Source organism: Methyloceanibacter sp. (assembly GCF_035650995.1).
In the GTDB taxonomy this organism is placed as follows: Bacteria; Pseudomonadota; Alphaproteobacteria; order Rhizobiales; family Methyloligellaceae; genus Methyloceanibacter.
This window is the reverse complement of sequence record NZ_DASRGO010000193.1, coordinates 1-15,262: the sequence shown is the minus strand read 5'-3', so window position 1 is coordinate 15,262 and position 15,262 is coordinate 1. Positions and strand designations below refer to the sequence as shown.

Genomic DNA, 15,262 nt, shown 5'->3' with positions numbered 1-15,262 from the left:
GCAGAGCGGGCTCCCCGCCTTCCGCATCGCAAGCCTGCCCGAGCACGAGTTGTTGCTGCAAGCGGCGCGCGACGAGGCGCGGCTCATCCTTGCGCGCGATCCGGAGCTTTCCGGTGCAAAGGCCGAGACTTTGCGGCTCCTGCTCTATCTCTTCGAGCGCGACGATGCCGTCAGGCTGATGCGCGCCGGGTGATTGCGCATACCACGGAGTTCCGTCATGGCCAGGCTTGTCGCGAGCATGACGAAAAAATAGACGGCGAAGACGCTTAAACCACCGGCTCTTCTTCCTGCACCGGCTTGCCGGACTTGGACCTGGCGAGCTTGCGGAGCTCCTCCTGCTGGCGGTCGGGGCCGACAAGACCGGCCGACACGATAAGCTTCGCCGCATCCTCGACGGGAAGGTCGAGCGGGATTACCTCGTTTGCCGGCATGAACACGATGAAGCCCGTGGTCGGGTTCGGGCCGTTCGGCATGAACACGGTGATGAGCGGGTTGCCGCCGCCGATCTTCTCGTCGACCTCCTGCGGCGGGTCTCCGGCAAGAAAAACGAGTGCGTAGAGTCCGCGGCGGGGAAACTCGATCAGCCCGACGCGTTTGAACGACGTGCCGCTCTTGGAGAAGATGGTGGTGAAGATCTGCTTGACCAGGCGATAGACGCCGCGCACCACCGGCATGCGGTCGAGCATCATCTCGCCGTAGCTTACGATGGTGCGGCCGAACAGATTGGCGGTGAGCGCACCGACCACCATCAGCCCGAGGATGCCGACGATGAGGCCGACGCCAGGCACGCGGAAGGGAAGATATGTGTCGGGCAGATAGGTTTGCGGGACGAGCGGCTTGACCCAGGCGTCGACCATATTGATGAACCACCACACCACGTAGATGGTGACGGCGACGGGTCCGACGACGATCAGCCCGGTAAGGAAATAGCCGCGGAGCCGTGCCATGAAATGCGAGGAAGCGGGCTCCTGCTCGAGATTGAGGTCGATGTCGGCCGCAGGCGCGGACTTTGCCTCGCGCGGCTTGGGGACGATGGTCGTCTTCTCGGTTGGTGTCATGGCGCCCTGGAAAGCGCGTCGGGGAGCGGCAGTCAATAGCAGCAGCGAGCAGGGCTCACGGATGCGCCGACGCGCAACAATCCGACGCGCGGAAAAGGATTACTGCGCGTCGGGCGAGACGACGAGGCAATCGACGCCGCTTCGCTTCAGCGCATTGCAGACCTTAGTGCTTTCAGCCTTGTCGGGGAAGGGTCCGGTCTTGAGACTGTAAAACGTGCCGAAATTTCCGATATCGACTTTCTCGATCCGGGGCGCTTTGCCCGAGAGCGCGGCATTGGCGCTCGCTACCTGCTTCCACAGCGCCTGCGCCTCCGCTTCGGAGCGGCTATTGGCGAGTTGCAACTGGAAGCCGCCGCTCCCTCCCGACGCCGGCGCGGGCTGTGGGGGCGCGGCCTGATCGGCCTCTGCCGTCCGCGAGAACCAGCGGCTGAACCGGCTCTGACTCGGGGTCGCGTCACTTGCCACCACGGTTTCGCCGCCTTGCGTTTGAGCGCCCCATCCCGTGCTCGGCGCTTTCGGCGGCGGGCCCTCTGCAGGAGCGGGTTTGCTAGGGGCCGCATTGGTCGGCTCCGTCTGAACGCCCCAACCGGTGCTCGGAGCCGGCGGCGTGGCCGCCGCGACGGCCTCGCCTGCTTGCGTCTGGGCACCCCACCCCGTGCTTGGCGCTGCCGGGGGTTTGGCCACTGCGCTCGCCGGCGGGGGCGCGCTTTCGGGTGCCGGGGCGCTCGCCGATTCCGAGGAGGAAGATGAGCCGGTCAGCGAGCCCCACCAGCGGCTCACGCGATTTCCGCTTGCGCTTTCGCCACCCGTCTCGGAGTTCGCCGTTGTTGTCCACTGCCCCGAGGCGCTCGCCGTGCGCGGCGGTGCATCGGAGGTTGCCGCCGCCTGGGCGTTGGAGCCGTAGCCTTGCTGTTCCGGCGTGACAGAGGTGGAGAAGGCGGCGACCGAGGCAGCGCCTGCCGTCGACCCGCCGCCCTCGGCGATCAGTTGATCGACCACGCCGCTGCCGCCCGCCTTGCGCGCTTGCGCGATCTCGGCCTCGCCTTGGCTTGCAAGTCCCGCCGCTTGATAGGCAAGGCCGCGATTGACCAACGCCTTGACGCGATCCTCCTCGGGAAGGCCGAGGAAGATCGCCGCGCCGAGGTCGGAAATGGCGCGGGCCGACTGGCCGAGCTTGCGATAGGCAATGCCCCGCAGATAGAGCGCCCTCGCCGCGTCGGCCGGAGTGGCGTTGTCCGAGTTGACGGTGGAAGACAACATGCGCACGGCGTTATCGTATTTGCCGGCGCTGAGCGCCGCGGCGCCGTTCTTCAGCCCCGCATCCTCGGCGGCCGCCGGAAGAACCGAAGCGACAAGCATAAACGCCGCGCCCAATACAGTTCGGCGCGGCCGGAAAGACTTCCGATGATCCGCCATGTCTTTGGTCAAGCAAAGAAATCGGGCAAATCCGAGGCTTAAGTCTATTCCACCGTGACGGATTTTGCGAGATTTCGCGGCTGATCGACGTCGGTGCCCATGAAGGTGGCGGTGTGGTAGGCAATCAGCTGAACCGGCAACGCGTAGACGAGCGGCGTCGCAAAGCGGTGAACCGGAGGGACCGCGAGATGGGTGGTGACGGCACAGCCGGTGCTTGCGGGATCGGCATCGCTCACCAGGATGAGCTTGCCGCCGCGCGCGGCGACCTCCTGCATGTTGGACACGGTCTTGTCGAACAGGTCATCGCGCGGGGCGATGACGATGACCGGCATGTTCTCGTCGATGAGCGCGATGGGGCCGTGCTTCAGCTCGCCCGCGGCATAGCCTTCGGCATGGATATAGGAGATCTCCTTGAGCTTGAGAGCGCCTTCGAGCGCGACCGGATAGCTTAAGCCCCGCCCGAGATAGAGCACGTCGCGGGCCTTGGCGAGATTGTGCGCCAGCGTCTCGTAGGGGCGCTCGTCGCGGAGCACGCTCGCCATGTGGCGCGGCACCTCGGCGAGCGACTGTACCAGTTCCGTCTCGAGTTCAGGCCCGATGACGCCGCGCGCCTTACCGGCGGCAACGGCAAGACAAGCGAGCACGGCGAGCTGGCAGGTGAAGGCCTTGGTCGATGCCACCCCGATCTCGGGTCCCGCCAGCGTCGGCAGGATGGCGTCGGATTCGCGCGCGATCGTCGACTCGCGCACATTGACCACCGAGACGACGTGCTGGCCGTGGGCCCGGCAATAGCGGAGCGAAGCGAGCGTGTCGGCGGTCTCGCCCGACTGCGAGATGAAGAGCGCCGCGCCGCCCGGCGGCAGCGCCGTCTCGCGGTAGCGGAACTCCGAGGCGATATCGACATCGACCGGGAGCTTGGCCCAGCGCTCGAACCAGTATTTGGCGACGAGCCCGGCATAGAACGCGGTGCCGCAGGCTGAGATCGACAGCCGCTGCAAGGTGGCAAGGTCGAAGGGAAGCGCCGGAATATCGACGCGACCGGTGGCGAGGTCCAGATAGGCCGCGAGCGTGTGTCCGATCACCTCGGGTTGCTCGTGGATCTCCTTGGCCATGAAGTGACGGTAGTTGCCCCTGTCGATGACGAGGGCGTTGGCCTGCGAGCGGGTGATGGGCCGCTCGACCGCTTTGCCGTCGCGGTCGCGGATGGCGATACCCTTGCGCGTCAGCGCCGCCCAGTCGCCGTCGTCGAGATATGAGATGGCGTCGGTGAACGGGGCGAGCGCGATCGCGTCCGAGCCCACGAACACCTCGCCGTCGCCGAGGCCGATGGCGAGCGGGCTGCCTTGGCGCGCCACGATCATGAGGTCATCGTAGCCGGCAAAGATGATGGCGAGGGCAAACGCGCCTTCTAGCCGCTTCAGCGCATTGAACGTGGCGCGCACCGGATCGGCGCCCGCCTTAAGCTCGCGCGTGATGAGATGGGCGACGACTTCGGTATCGGTGTCGGAGGTGAACACCGCGCCTTGCGCCTGAAGCTCGGCCTTCAGCGCGCGAAAATTCTCGATGATGCCGTTGTGCACGACCGACACGAGATCGGTCATATGGGGGTGGGCGTTGGCTTCGCTCGGCTTGCCGTGCGTCGCCCAGCGCGTGTGGCCGATGCCGGTCGAGCCCATCAGCGGCTCGGTCTTGAGGCGTTGCTCGAGATTGCGGAGCTTCCCTTCGGCGCGGCGTCGATCGAGATGTCCGTGATCGACGGTGGCGACGCCCGCCGAATCGTAGCCGCGATACTCAAGACGCTTGAGCGCGTCGACAAGCTGTTCTGCGACCGGTCCCTTGCCGAGAATGCCAACGATCCCGCACATCGCCCCCTACTCCCGCCTAACCCTGCAATTAGCTAAAGGGCGAAATCCAACGCCGCAATTCACGAGCTATGTCCCTTTGTTTCCGCGGTCCTTGGCATGTTTGCCGCGCTCATCGCGCATGCGCTTGGCCCATCCCTTGCGCTCTTCTTGCGGCGCTCGCGTGAGAGCGAGCGCGTCGGGCTCGACATCTTTGGTGATGACGCTGCCCGACCCGATATAGGCGCCCTCGCCGATCCTTACAGGAGCGACCAAAGAGGAATTCGAGCCGATGAAGGCGCCGGCGCCGATCTCCGTCCGGTACTTGCCGAAGCCGTCGTAGTTGCAGGTGATGGTGCCGGCGCCGATATTGGCGCGCGCGCCGATGCTCGCATCGCCGATATAGGTGAGGTGATTGACCTTGGCGCCTTCGGCGATCTCGGCTTTCTTGATCTCGACGAAATTGCCGACATGCACGTTCCTGGCGAGGTCGGCTCCGGGTCTCAGCCGCGCGAAGGGCCCTACCGTCGCGCCTTCACCGATGCTTGCCCCATCGAGATGGGAGAAGGCCTTGATGACCGCGCCGTCGGCGATGGTGACGCCCTCGCCGATGAACACGTTGGGCTCGATCAGAACATCCTTGCCGATCTTGGTGTCGTGGCTCAGGAATACCGTCTCCGGCGCGATCATGGTGGCGCCGCCTGCCATCGCGCGCGCGCGCAAGCGCTGCTGCATGGCGGTCTCGGCCTCGGCCAATTCGGCGCGCGAATTGACCCCGAGCACCTCGGCGCCGCTCGACAACACGATTCTCGTTTCGAGCTTGTCGCCGGCGGCGAGAGCCACGGCATCGGTCAGGTAGAACTCGCCTTTGGCGTTGTTCTTGCCGATGCGGCCGAGGAGACCGAGCAAGCTCTTGCCCGAACGGAAGCCCATGATGCCGGAGTTGCAGAGGGTGAGCGCGCGTTCCTCATCGGAAGCGTCCTTCTCTTCGCGGATGGCGATCAGCCGTCCCCTGTCGTCGAGCAGAAGGCGGCCGTAGCCGGTCGGGTTTTCGGCCTCGAAGCCGATGACCACGAGATCGGCGCCGGCGGCAAGCTCGGCCTCGACGGCATTCAGCGTCTCGGGCCTCAGGAGCGGCGTGTCGCCATAGAGAATGAGCACATGTCCCTTGAAGTCCTCGACGGCGGAGCGCGCCGCCTTCACCGCATCGGCGGTTCCCTGTTGCTCCGGCTGCACGAAGACCTGGAGCTTAGGGTTGAGAGTGATCGCGGCCTGCGCCACGTCGTCCATGCCGGGGCCGACGACGAGCGCGAGCTTGCCGATAGCGGCGGCTTCGGCCGCGCTGAGCACGTGTGCGATCATCGGCGCGCCGGCGAGCTTATGCAGCACCTTGGGCAGGGCCGATTTCATCCGCGTGCCCTTGCCGGCGGCGAGGATGATGGCGAGAGAAGAGGTTTCCGTCATGACGTGTTGGACCGCTGCCAGATTACGCTCAGGGCTACGCCGCAAGGATCGAGCAAAGACCATGCCTTTCCGGCCCGCTCGCGATCAAAGGCAACACGGCGCATTCCTATCTTTAGGCTACCCTTCGGGGTCGATCGAAGCCGCGAGCCGGCCGAATCGCGCCGGCCGCACTGGCCGGCGGCGACCTGTCTAGTCCAAAGCGCCGATAAGAGCCATAACCCCGCTTCGGTTCCTCGCAAGGCGTTCCCGCGGCGAATTGACGGAGAGAGCCCAGGGAGTCAATCTCGGTGAATCGCGGGTGGGAAAGCGACGCAAATAGCCTTATTGAGGTCGTTTTTGGGCCGGATTTTCAAGGACGGGAGGCTTCGAGCCGATGCTGAGACGACGCCGAAGCGAGGGTAGCAACAAGGCAAAGGGCGTGCTCGCCGTCTTCTGGATCGCGCTTGGAGCGGTCTCGGGACTCTACCTCTTCACCCTTTTCACCAACCCCGCGGCGCTTGGGGGTCAGACTGCTGCCATCGGCGGTTCATTCGGCGATGCCACCTCGGCGTTGTCCGCGGCCTCTTCCTCCTCGCTGACGGCCGAGCAGCTTTCGGACGTGCTCGCAGCGCGCGACAAGGAGCTTGCCGAAATCAAGCAGACGCTGCACGAGCTGTCGCAACAGGTGGCCGAATTGACCGGGCACAAGCCTGAGGCCGAGGCGACCACCCCCTCTGCCTCTTCGACCGCTCAAGCTCCCACCCAGGCCCAGCCTGAAGCTTCGCACGCTTCGGTGGCGGCGACGCCAGCCCCGAAGAAGCCTGAGGCCGTGGTCGCTGCGCCGGCGATCACCCCGCCGCCGCCGCCCGAGAAGCCTGAGCCGGTCGTCAAGCCGGCCGAGGCCAAGCCTGCCGATACGCCGGCCTCCGCTCCCGCGGCCGTTGCCGCAGCGGAACCCAAGCCGGCCGAGGCCAAGCCGGCCGAACCCAAACCAACGGCCGCTCCGACTCAACCTCCCGTCACCGCCTCGGAGGCCGCAACTGACGATTCCGAGAGCAAAAGCAAGATGCCTCCGCCCGTGACGGTGTCGGAGGCCGAGGTGCCACCCGTCGAGAGCCAGCCAGACGGCAACGTATCCTCCCCTGCTCCGTCCCAGGCGTCTTCGCCCTCGGCGGCTGAGGCAGCCGGCGCGGCCTCGCCGACGCCGCCGGCTGCGACCGAGACGGCGGCGCTCGATCCGGTGGCCTTGCCGCCGACAGCCAATGACGGCAGCACCCGCTACGGCATCGAGATCGGCACCGTGGCGAAGCAGGATGCGCTTCGGCCCCTGTGGCGCACCTTCCTCACCAATCACGCGGCGCTCGTTGCCGGGCTTCAGCCGCGCCGCGTGCTCGCGCCCGACAAGAAGTGGCGGCTGATCGCGGGGCCCTTCGCCAGCGCGGCAGAGGCCAACCAAGCTTGCGCGCTGTTCAAGAAGGCGTCGCAGCCCTGCGAAGCCACGGTCTACGCCGGCGACTCGCTCTAATCGCCTTGACCAAAACGTCCAGCGATCGGCACGCCGCTCATATCAGCGATGCTAGCGCGGGGGCCTTGGGATGATGGGCTTGTCGGTCGCCCAGCGGGCGGGAGAAACCACGACATATTCGCCGTGCCGCACCTGGGTAAGAACCATGGGTTTCGCCACGTTGCGGCCGCTGCCGTCGAATTTCACCGGGCCGTAGAAAGTCTCGAGCTCGGTCGCCGCTATGGCGTCGCGTACTTTCTCCGGATCGAGGCTTTGGGCCCGCGCCAGAGCGTCGGCATAGACGTGCACCGCCGCCGCCGATTCCGCCGCCTGGTCGGGGACTCGATAGCCGTAAGTCTGCTGGAAGAGCCTGGCGAAGTCGCCCGCCGAGCCGAAGACCTCGTCCTTGTAGCCCAGCGTCTCGTGCCATTGGTGGGCGCAGAAGGCGTATTCCGCGGCCTCCCCGAGCTTCTCGGCAATCTGCGCCGAATCGCAATGGGTCATGGCCAGGATCGGCACATAGACCTTCATCGCATCAATCTGGGTGATCGCGGTCAGCGCCCCCGTCTCCTGGCCCGAGACCACAAGCACGTCGGGTTTGAGCACTTTAATCTTGGTCAGCGTCATCGACATGTCGTTGAGCTCGGGCGGGAACTGGTCGTCGATGATGACCTGCATGCCGTAGCGCTGCACGCCGTCGAGAACGCCGGCGCGCACATCCTGGGCGAACGGATCGTTTTCCATGACGATGGCGACGCGGAGGCTTTCGGGCGTCTTGCCGAGGTCGGCGGCGTGCTCGGCGGCGAGATCGATCGCCGGCGCGAGGTACTGGTCCGAGGTCGACAGCACGGCGAAGACATAGCGATAGCCTTTGGTGAACAGCTCGCGGGCGGCGCCGTTCGCCTCGATCATTGGTACTTTGTGCTTCTCGACGACGGGCAGGATCGCCTTGGTCAAGCCCGAGCTGTAAGGCCCGAGCATGAATTTCACCCCGTCCTGGCTGATGAGGCGCTCGGCAAGTTCGATGCCGCGCGCAGGCATCGACTCGTCGTCGTAGTAGCGCAGCACGATCCTAAAGCTCTTGCAGCCGATCTTGATGCCGCCGTTCTCGTTGATCTTGCGGGCGGCGAGGTCGTAGCCGTTCTTTGTGTTGACGCCGTTCTGGGCAAATTTTCCGGTCAGCGAGACGGCGGCGCCGATGACGATGACGTCTTCGTTTTGGGGACGTGCGGAACGCTCACTCGCACCGAGTATCAGCGCGGCAAATAGGCATAGCCAAAGCCGATGCGCTCGGCGCACGTCTCAGATCCCCCGCCGCCTCTTTGAGTTCGCTTCAGCGAATCTTGTTGCAGGCAACAGACTACGCTCTCAACGGCGCGCCGTACAATCGCCCGCTGGAGCGCCGGTCCCAGAAGGCGGAAAACCGGCCAAAAGTTCCCCTTAAAGCTGGTCGGTGTTGAAGGTGTCGCAGGCTTCGAGCTTGCCGCTCTCATAGCCCCTCTTGAACCAGCGCACGCGCTGGGCGGACGAGCCGTGAGTGAAGGCGTCCGGAACGACGTAGCCTTGCGTCTGTTTCTGGATCTTGTCGTCGCCGATGGCGCTTGCCGCGTTGAGCGCCTCGTCGATATCGCCGGGCTCGATGATGTTCTTACTCTCCTGGGCGTGGTTGGCGAAGATGCCGGCGAAGCAATCGGCCTGTAGCTCGACCCGTACCTGAATGGCGTTGGCGTCGGTCTGGTCCATCCGCTGCTGGACGGCCTGGACCTGATCCATGATGCCGAGCAGCTTCTGCACGTGATGGCCGATCTCGTGCGCGATGACATAGGCTTGGGCGAAGTCGCCGGGCACGCGGAAGCGGTCCTTCAGCTCCTGGTAGAATTCGAGGTCGATATAAACTTTCTCGTCGTTGGGGCAGTAGAACGGCCCCATCGCCGCCATGCCGGTGCCGCAGGCCGAGCGGATCGATCCCGAATAGAGCACGAGCTTGGGGTCGCTATAGGTCTCGCCGTAGCGGCGGAAGATGTCCTGCCATACGTCCTCGGTGTCGGCGAGAACCACCGAGACGAACTGCTTGAGGTCGTCCTCGCTCGTTGTCTTGGGATGCTCGATCGGGGGGCCTTGCGGCCCGGGGGCGGTCTCTTCGCCGGCGTTGGGAGCCTGTTGCGGCAGATGAATATCGGGGAAATTGCCCTCGCCGCCCGGTCCCCCTTGCATGAGCACGGTTGGGTCGATGCCGAAGAACCACATCAAGGCGAGAATGATGAGAATTCCGATGATGCCGATGCCACCGCCGCGGCCCGAGCCGCCGCCGCTCGGAAAGGCGACGCCGCCGCCCGGAAAGGAAAACCCGCCGCTTTCATCGCGACGGTCTTCGACATTCTGGCTTTCTCTGCCGCCGCGCCAGCGCATCGTAGCATCCTCAGCGAGCTTCGGCCCGCCGGCCGAAATTCCGTTCATTGTGCATGGCCTGGGGCGCCGCACAAGACTTGCCGGCAAGGCTCGACCGTGAGCGGTCTGCCGCGCGGGCGAGAGAGGGTGAGTTCAGGGGTGCAAATCCTTGTTGTTTGACAAGGAATCGTCAAAAAACTGCCATAGCCACAAGGCATTCTGCATATGCCCAGTTATGTTCGGTCTGGGTAGGTAGTGCGTTCTGTGTAATGCGTACGAGCCTCGGCACTCCCCGCGCCGGGGCTCTTCTTTTTCGGCCCCTCCTCCTCCGCCACGATGGGCTTGGCCAACGCTAATTCTGAGGCGGTGGTGGCGTCTCGCCGGGCTGGCCCTCGGGGGGCATCGATTCCTCGGCGGGAGGCTCGGACGGTTCCTCGGTCGGCTCCTCGTCGGCAGGCGCTTCGGCGGCAGGAGTGTCGGATGGCGCGGTGTCGGCGGCGGGGGGCGTCTCGGCGGGCGGCGTCGCCTCGCCCGGCTGCTCAGCGGTCGGCGGGAGCTGGACCTTGACGTCGGTCTCGCCCTTGTGTCCGTACATGAAATAGGCTGCGATCACGAGGGCGAGCACGATGCCTCCCAGGACAATCGCGAGAAATGTCCGGCTGGACTGATTGTCGTTTGCCATTCTTCCCTCCCTCTCGGAGCCTTTTTTCTGACTCGCCGTTGCTCAACCTACCGGGGAATTGCGGACGGGTCGAGCATCGCGTGACCTCACGCCACGCCTCGGCTTCGCTCACCGCGGCGCCGCCACGCCGGCGCGCTTGCAAACGAGATCGAGCACGGGCGTCAGCAGCAGGACGACGAGGAAATTGACCGCCACGGAATATAGCGCGGCGTAGCCCGGAATGGTGACCTCGCCGATCGTGAGCGGGAAGACCGACGAGGTAAAGCCTTGGGTCGCCGCCATGTAGGTGCCGAGCGCGGTGCCTGCCGCCCAGCCGATCAAGAGCGCCGTCGCATTGAAGCCGCGGCCGAAGAGGCCGAGCAGGATCGCGGGAAGAAGCTGGATGATCCAGATGCCGCCGAGGAGCTGGAGCTGGATGGCGTAGGCTTGCGGAATAGCGATGATGAAGACCACCGCGCCGACCTTCACCACGAGCGAGACGATCTTGGCCATGCGCGCTTCCTCGGCCTCGCTGCAATCGGGCTTGATGAACTCCTTGTAGAGGTTGCGGGTATAGAGATTGGCGCAGGCGATCGACATGATCGCGGCAGGAACGAGCGCACCGATGGCGATGGCCGCGAAGGCCACCCCCACGAACCAGGACGGGAACGAGGCGAGGAACAGCGCCGGCACCGAGAAGTTCGCACCGTATTGGGCAAAGCCCGCGGCGAAGGCCGGATCCTTATCCACGCCGGCCGCAATCGCCATGTAGCCGAGGAGAGCAATCAGCCCGAGGATGAACGAATAGGCTGCAAGCAAAGCCGCGTTCCGCCTGATCACGCCGCCGCTCGAGGCGCTGAGGATGCCGGTCATGGCATGAGGATAGAGGAAAAGCGCGAGCGCCGAGCCGAGTGCGAGCGTCACATAGGCGCTCTGCTTGCCGAAATTCTCCGCCGTGGCAGCGGGGAGGGTCAACTTATCCTGAGGCACCGCCGAAAAGATCGCCCCGTAGCCGCCAAGCTTCGCCGGAATGATCACCAGCGCCGCGAAGATGGTGATGAAGATCAGCGTGTCCTTCACCACGGCGATGAGCGCGGGCGCGCGCAGGCCGCTCGTATAGGTGAATGCCGCGAGTACGATGAAGGCGATGATGAGCGGCAGGTGGCCGGCGAAGCCCGTGGTGGGAAAGCCGAGCGCGCCGATCACCACCTCCATGCCGACGAGCTGGAGCGCGATATAGGGCATCGTCGCCATGATGCCGGTGAGCGCCACGGCGAGCGCGAGCATGCGGCTGCCGAAGCGGTCACGCACGAAGTCGGCCGCCGTCACGTGGCCGCGCTCGCGCGCGACCACCCAGAGCCTCGGGAACACGAGATAGAGAAAGGGATAGATCAGGATCGTGTAGGGGACGGCGAAGAAGCCGAAGGCCCCCGCTCCGAAGACAAGCGCCGGCACGGCGATGAAGGTGTAGGCCGTGTAGAGGTCACCGCCGAGCAGGAACCAGGTGACGACCGTACCGAAGCGCCGCCCGCCGAGCCCCCATTCGTGCAGCTGATTGAGATCGGCTTTCCGCCAATGCGCGGCGACGAAGCCAAGCCAGGTCACGAGCAGGAACAGGACAACGAAAACGGCCGTTGCCGGAAGATTGAGGCTCACAGCACGTCCCCCGTTGCGCCAGGATCGACGGAATCCCCCGCGCGCGGGACAACGCCGGTCACCCGCGTCTCGAGCCGGTAGACGATGAAAACGAGCGCGGCGCCTGCAAGGATCAGGGCAAGCTGGTACCAATAGAAGAAGGGAATGCCGCCAAGAGCGGGCTCGACCCGGTTGTAGGACGGCACCCACAGAATCAGGGCCACCGGGAGGATGAACAGAAGGCGGGGCCAATACGCGAAGAGACTGACCGATCGCCTGCCGCGGCTCTGGGATCCCCGGCCTGGCTCGGCGCCCGCGCGCCGCGGCAGTTTGCGCTTGCTGTCGGTCATGACCGCGTTTCCCCCCGATTATTTCCGTTTTTGGCGCCGCGCGAGCTTACTGAAACCGCTCCCAGCAAGCGACGGCGTTTTTAGCCCCTTTTTGACGGAAGCGGGCGAATATTGACCTCGTGGCACCGAGCGGCCCATATGTCGCGGCGAGGAGCCCGTAGCTCAGCCGGTAGAGCACTTGACTTTTAATCAAGGGGTCATGGGTTCGAATCCCATCGGGCTCACCAATCGCGTCCGACTCCGCTCGCGTCAGATCGGGAGCTGATCGATGATGGACGACCTCGAAGCCTTGAAGGCACGACGCGCCGAACTCGAGCGCCAGATCGCCGAGCTCGAATCTTTGCAAACCGCGCTTTACATGCCTGGCATCACCATCGTGCCGCAAGAGGGCATCCCGGCGGCCGACACCAATCAGCAGTTGGAGCAGCTGCGCGCCGCCATTATCGAGATCGATACGCAAATCGGCGCCATGACGTCGCACGGCAACGCCTGACATCGCGAAAGGCGCCCGAAACTTCGCCGGCAGCCGTGCGGGCAAGAAAAGGGCGCCGGGTCTGCCCGGCGCCCGAGACATCGCAATGCTTCGCGGGGACTACTTGCGGCAGACCACCGCATCGATCTTGCAGTAGTAGTTTCCGCCCATGACCCTCTGGCAGCTTGTCGTCGCCGACTTCACTTTGCTCTTCATCGCCTTGGCCGTCTGCTTGAGATCGGCTTGGGCGTAGAGCGTGGCCTTGGACAAAGACCCGGCGAACCCCTTGGCCCGGACCATTTGACAGCTGCCGGCCTCGGCCGGACCGGACAGACCGACGGCGGCCGCGAGCACGGCAAACGCCGCTGCAGCCATGGTGACTTTGCACTTCATGACCTAACCTCATTCCCTGATTGCATGATGAGTCTCAGGCACGCAAGGCTGCCCGCCGGCACATGGCCGAGCCGGAGCTCTTGCCTGGCAACGAGTGCTTGCTCTACGGGCAGATATATTTCCAGCGCCCGAAGATGCCCTGCTTCCAGAAGCAGGACGGATTGGCCGGCGGACCCCAGGTGACCGCATAGGCCGGCACGTCGACGACCGTGTAGGTCACCCACACGCACTGATCAGGTCCGCACAGCCAGTCGGCCTTGGCCGGCTGACCGACGAAGAGGAGCGCGGCGGCTCCGAGCATTCCTGCAAAGACCGTCTTGATCACGTCTCAACCTCCCTTGCTGACCCCGAGGGATTTAACCCGGGCGCGCCGTCAAAGTCCATGCGGCCTGCCGAGAAGTCCAGGGCCGCTCCAAAGCATTTTGCTAAAAGTTGCCGCTAGTCCTGAGCGCGTCCGGCGGCCTTGCGCAGGTATTGGAAGGCGGTGCGCTTGAGGAAATTGTAGGCCGGGCGCCCCATCAGCGCGACCGCCACGACCTTGGTGAGAAACGGCGTCGCCCCGATCAGGCCGGACAGAGCCGCCTTCACGCTCGGCGCGAGATCCGCCTCGATGATGACGGGAATGAGCGACCAGGCGCCGTAGCCCCCGATGATCAGCACCGTCCCCAAAGCAAACCGCCAGCCGATCTGCTCGGCGGTGAATGCTTCTTCTCCGACGTTCTTTATGGCGACCTCCTTCAGTCGTCCGCGGGCGCATGTGGGGATGGAATAGCGTGGAAATGAGATTTTCCGGGGGCAGGATGGAGTGCCCGGCCAGAGCCCGCCCGGCCGCCGATGGTACCGTTCGCTGTCCTAAAGCGAAACAGTTAATTGATTGCGGGCGTCTACACCCGCATGTCCCTGTGCGGGCGGCGATTTCAGGGCTGATAGACGCCGCCGCAGACGACCGTCTGTTCGAGCCGTTCGCAATACATCTGCTTCGGCTCGACCCTTTTTGTGACCGGATTGAGGAATTTGTAGCTTTGCCAGAAGCTGTCATGCGTCTTGGCAAGCTCAAGACGTTCCCTCACGAACGCTTTGCCGTCGACGTCCTTGTCGTTGATCTGGTTGGTGCCGATGCGCTTCTTGTCGGCACCGTGCGCAATCACCAGGCCGTCGAGCGCGTAGACGACGACGTAGAGGTCGCGGTCGACGTAAGGCCCTTTGGGGTCGCTGATCTCGGCATAGGCCTTGTCGGAGCCTTCCGCCTTGATGGCGGCAACGGCCTTCCTGACCATCGCCACCGCCTCGTCCTTGGTGGCGCCCGCGGCGGCGATGGCGGTGGCGCCGAAGGCGATGGCGATCAGGAGAATCGCGGCCGCCGCGGCCGACTTGTTCGCGTTCTTACCCATGTCCGTCTCCAGGGCTGCGCCCAAACGACATCGGGTCTCGCCTCGGAGACTAGGGAAATCCGCTCCGCTTCTCTACCCTTTCTCAGCGCCATGCTTTCGCAATTGCCAATGCCGGCACATGCCCTAGGGCTTCGCCGTCTTGGGCGAGGCTGTGAGCCAGCTCGGATCGAACCAGCGGTCGGCTTCCCCATCATAGGGGAGCCTGGTGATGTCCCAGTGACGGATATAGGGGGCGTAGGCCTCCCACACCGGCGGGCCGCCGCCCACGAAGACGACGCGGTCGGGGAACCAGGCAAGCACCTCCTCGGGGTGCTGGTTCGAGCGAATCTCGCAGATGGTGCGGTCCTCGTAGGCGAAGGCGGGGATCGACGCGATGGTTGCAGGGCCGGCGATGATCACGTGGCCGCGCGTCACTTCGAAGAAGCGCGCCACATCGGCAACATATTCGCGTCCCTTGTTGCCTTCCCAGGGAAGCCTGCCGTTCAAGCCGAGTTGGCCGCTTAGGCCGATGGCGCATATGGCGCGAATGTCAGCCACTCCGTCCTCCGTGCGCGAGCGAGCGCAATGCGCGCTCGCGCCGACCTTATCGGCCGTTGGCCTTTTGGCAAAGAGTGGTGCACAAAACGCGTCCCATGACTCGGCCCCGCCACTTCATTCACCGCGACGCCCATCCGCACCGCAGGCTCGAAGCCATCGGGCTGATGATCCTC

The 15,262-nt window shown here is 64.9% G+C and carries 17 protein-coding genes and 1 tRNA gene; 4 read left to right on the top strand and 14 right to left on the bottom strand.

Going from position 1 to position 15,262, the window contains the following annotated elements; translation table 11 throughout:
* The coding region (locus VFB18_RS14540) for a hypothetical protein (RefSeq protein ID WP_324976842.1) at positions 1–193 on the top strand (193 nt) is incomplete at its 5' end.
* Between the two features lie 73 nt (positions 194–266).
* Here VFB18_RS14540 and VFB18_RS14535 read toward each other — a convergent pair.
* The 4 genes from VFB18_RS14535 to glmU form a co-directional block, all read right to left on the bottom strand.
* The gene (locus VFB18_RS14535; protein WP_324976839.1) at positions 267–1,058 is read right to left on the bottom strand and encodes a DUF502 domain-containing protein; all 792 of its coding nucleotides are present in this window, start codon (positions 1,056–1,058) and stop codon (positions 267–269) included.
* Between the two features lie 99 nt (positions 1,059–1,157).
* Positions 1,158–2,417, bottom strand: a complete 1,260-nt coding sequence (locus VFB18_RS14530; protein WP_324976836.1) for an SPOR domain-containing protein — start codon at positions 2,415–2,417, stop codon at positions 1,158–1,160.
* Between the two features lie 101 nt (positions 2,418–2,518).
* Entirely contained in the window at positions 2,519–4,339 is a 1,821-nt protein-coding gene (gene glmS / locus VFB18_RS14525) for a glutamine--fructose-6-phosphate transaminase (isomerizing) (protein ID WP_324976834.1), read from the bottom strand.
* A gap of 66 nt (positions 4,340–4,405) precedes the next feature.
* The gene (gene glmU / locus VFB18_RS14520; RefSeq protein ID WP_324976831.1) at positions 4,406–5,779 is read right to left on the bottom strand and encodes a bifunctional UDP-N-acetylglucosamine diphosphorylase/glucosamine-1-phosphate N-acetyltransferase GlmU; all 1,374 of its coding nucleotides are present in this window, start codon (positions 5,777–5,779) and stop codon (positions 4,406–4,408) included.
* Positions 5,780–6,152: 373 nt separating this feature from the next.
* Here glmU and VFB18_RS14515 point away from each other — a divergent pair, with 373 nt between their 5' ends.
* Positions 6,153–7,283 (top strand): SPOR domain-containing protein, encoded by a 1,131-nt coding sequence (locus tag VFB18_RS14515; protein WP_324976828.1) that lies wholly within the window; start codon positions 6,153–6,155, stop codon positions 7,281–7,283.
* Between the two features lie 51 nt (positions 7,284–7,334).
* Here the strand turns inward: VFB18_RS14515 and VFB18_RS14510 are convergent, their stop codons facing one another.
* The 5 genes from VFB18_RS14510 to VFB18_RS14490 all read right to left on the bottom strand — a co-directional run bounded on the left by VFB18_RS14510 (position 7,335) and on the right by VFB18_RS14490 (position 12,296).
* Positions 7,335–8,561 (bottom strand): amino acid ABC transporter substrate-binding protein, encoded by a 1,227-nt coding sequence (locus VFB18_RS14510; protein ID WP_324976825.1) that lies wholly within the window; start codon positions 8,559–8,561, stop codon positions 7,335–7,337.
* A gap of 141 nt (positions 8,562–8,702) precedes the next feature.
* Positions 8,703–9,671 (bottom strand): KPN_02809 family neutral zinc metallopeptidase, encoded by a 969-nt coding sequence (ypfJ, locus tag VFB18_RS14505; protein ID WP_324976843.1) that lies wholly within the window; start codon positions 9,669–9,671, stop codon positions 8,703–8,705.
* A gap of 331 nt (positions 9,672–10,002) precedes the next feature.
* Positions 10,003–10,332 (bottom strand): hypothetical protein, encoded by a 330-nt coding sequence (locus tag VFB18_RS14500; RefSeq protein ID WP_324976823.1) that lies wholly within the window; start codon positions 10,330–10,332, stop codon positions 10,003–10,005.
* Between the two features lie 108 nt (positions 10,333–10,440).
* On the bottom strand, positions 10,441–11,967 hold the full coding sequence (gene mctP / locus VFB18_RS14495) for a monocarboxylate uptake permease MctP (RefSeq protein ID WP_324976821.1): 1,527 nt from the start codon (positions 11,965–11,967) through the stop codon (positions 10,441–10,443).
* The gene (locus tag VFB18_RS14490) at positions 11,964–12,296 is read right to left on the bottom strand and encodes a DUF3311 domain-containing protein (RefSeq protein ID WP_324976819.1); all 333 of its coding nucleotides are present in this window, start codon (positions 12,294–12,296) and stop codon (positions 11,964–11,966) included. Before VFB18_RS14490 ends, mctP begins: the two co-directional genes overlap by 4 nt.
* A 151-nt stretch (positions 12,297–12,447) precedes the next feature.
* On the opposite strand from VFB18_RS14490, the gene VFB18_RS14485 reads away from it, so the two are divergent.
* Together VFB18_RS14485 and VFB18_RS14480 are read left to right on the top strand one after the other, a co-directional pair.
* Positions 12,448–12,523 (top strand) — tRNA-Lys (locus VFB18_RS14485).
* 41 nt (positions 12,524–12,564) lie between these two features.
* Positions 12,565–12,789, top strand: a complete 225-nt coding sequence (locus VFB18_RS14480; protein ID WP_324976817.1) for a hypothetical protein — start codon at positions 12,565–12,567, stop codon at positions 12,787–12,789.
* 99 nt (positions 12,790–12,888) lie between these two features.
* Here VFB18_RS14480 and VFB18_RS14475 read toward each other — a convergent pair whose 3' ends face one another.
* The 5 genes from VFB18_RS14475 to VFB18_RS14455 all read right to left on the bottom strand — a co-directional run bounded on the left by VFB18_RS14475 (position 12,889) and on the right by VFB18_RS14455 (position 15,089).
* Positions 12,889–13,161 (bottom strand): hypothetical protein, encoded by a 273-nt coding sequence (locus VFB18_RS14475; RefSeq protein WP_324976814.1) that lies wholly within the window; start codon positions 13,159–13,161, stop codon positions 12,889–12,891.
* A gap of 103 nt (positions 13,162–13,264) precedes the next feature.
* The gene (locus VFB18_RS14470) at positions 13,265–13,486 is read right to left on the bottom strand and encodes a hypothetical protein (RefSeq protein ID WP_324976811.1); all 222 of its coding nucleotides are present in this window, start codon (positions 13,484–13,486) and stop codon (positions 13,265–13,267) included.
* Positions 13,487–13,599: 113 nt separating this feature from the next.
* Complete coding sequence (locus tag VFB18_RS14465; protein WP_324976808.1) at positions 13,600–13,821, bottom strand: hypothetical protein; 222 nt, start codon at positions 13,819–13,821, stop codon at positions 13,600–13,602.
* A gap of 257 nt (positions 13,822–14,078) precedes the next feature.
* Entirely contained in the window at positions 14,079–14,552 is a 474-nt protein-coding gene (locus tag VFB18_RS14460; RefSeq protein ID WP_324976807.1) for a cache domain-containing protein, read from the bottom strand.
* A 123-nt stretch (positions 14,553–14,675) separates the two neighbouring features.
* Positions 14,676–15,089, bottom strand: coding sequence for a dihydrofolate reductase (locus VFB18_RS14455; protein ID WP_324976805.1), 414 nt, complete (start codon positions 15,087–15,089; stop codon positions 14,676–14,678).
* Between the last annotated feature and the right edge of the window lie 173 nt (positions 15,090–15,262).

What these genes read in the sequence shown, in the direction of transcription:
- VFB18_RS14535 (WP_324976839.1), bottom strand. Translation starts at nt 1,058, where the DNA reads ATGACACCAACCGAGAAGACGACCATCGTCCCCAAGCCGCGCGAGGCA.
- VFB18_RS14530 (WP_324976836.1), bottom strand. Translation starts at nt 2,417, where the DNA reads ATGCTTGTCGCTTCGGTTCTTCCGGCGGCCGCCGAGGATGCGGGGCTG.
- glmS (WP_324976834.1), bottom strand. Translation starts at nt 4,339, where the DNA reads ATGTGCGGGATCGTTGGCATTCTCGGCAAGGGACCGGTCGCAGAACAG.
- glmU (WP_324976831.1), bottom strand. Translation starts at nt 5,779, where the DNA reads ATGACGGAAACCTCTTCTCTCGCCATCATCCTCGCCGCCGGCAAGGGC.
- VFB18_RS14515 (WP_324976828.1), top strand. Translation starts at nt 6,153, where the DNA reads ATGCTGAGACGACGCCGAAGCGAGGGTAGCAACAAGGCAAAGGGCGTG.
- ypfJ (WP_324976843.1), bottom strand. Translation starts at nt 9,671, where the DNA reads ATGCGCTGGCGCGGCGGCAGAGAAAGCCAGAATGTCGAAGACCGTCGC.
- VFB18_RS14500 (WP_324976823.1), bottom strand. Translation starts at nt 10,332, where the DNA reads ATGGCAAACGACAATCAGTCCAGCCGGACATTTCTCGCGATTGTCCTG.
- VFB18_RS14490 (WP_324976819.1), bottom strand. Translation starts at nt 12,296, where the DNA reads ATGACCGACAGCAAGCGCAAACTGCCGCGGCGCGCGGGCGCCGAGCCA.
- VFB18_RS14480 (WP_324976817.1), top strand. Translation starts at nt 12,565, where the DNA reads ATGATGGACGACCTCGAAGCCTTGAAGGCACGACGCGCCGAACTCGAG.
- VFB18_RS14475 (WP_324976814.1), bottom strand. Translation starts at nt 13,161, where the DNA reads ATGAAGTGCAAAGTCACCATGGCTGCAGCGGCGTTTGCCGTGCTCGCG.
- VFB18_RS14460 (WP_324976807.1), bottom strand. Translation starts at nt 14,552, where the DNA reads ATGGGTAAGAACGCGAACAAGTCGGCCGCGGCGGCCGCGATTCTCCTG.